The sequence below is a fragment of the Acinetobacter sp. V116_7 genome (assembly GCF_056735735.1).
The window spans coordinates 1-533 of record NZ_JBWZIF010000010.1 but is presented as its reverse complement, the minus strand read 5'-3'; the positions used below and the strand labels follow the sequence as shown (position 1 = coordinate 533).

General features: G+C 44.3%; 1 protein-coding gene. It reads right to left on the bottom strand.

The annotated features are described in order from the left end of the window. Nucleotides 1–533, bottom strand: a 533-nt coding sequence (locus AC1PJP_RS00695) for an EF-Tu C-terminal domain-related protein (protein ID WP_479766363.1), incomplete at both ends; no start/stop codon positions are given.

The following is a 533-nucleotide window of genomic DNA, read 5'->3' as shown; positions in this document are numbered from 1 at the left end:
GCACCTACAGTACGACCACCTTCACGGATCGCAAAACGTAGACCTGGGTCCATTGCGATTGGGTGGATTAATTCTACTGACATTTCAACGTTGTCACCTGGCATAACCATTTCAACGCCGTCTTGTAATTGGATTGCGCCAGTTACGTCAGTTGTACGGAAGTAGAACTGTGGACGGTAACCGTTAAGGAATGGAGTATGACGACCACCTTCTTCTTTAGAAAGTACGTATACTTCTGCATCGAATTTAGTGTGCGGCTTGATTGTACCTGGTTTAGCAAGTACTTGACCACGTTGTACGTCTTCACGCTTAGTACCACGTAAAAGAACACCACAGTTCTCGCCCGCACGACCTTCGTCAAGAAGTTTACGGAACATTTCTACGCCAGTTACAGTTGTTTTAACTGTATCTTTAATACCAACGATCTCTACTTCTTCACCAACTTTAACGATACCAGCTTCTACACGGCCTGTTACTACAGTACCACGACCAGAAATTGAGAATACGTCTTCGATTGGCATTAAGAATGCTTT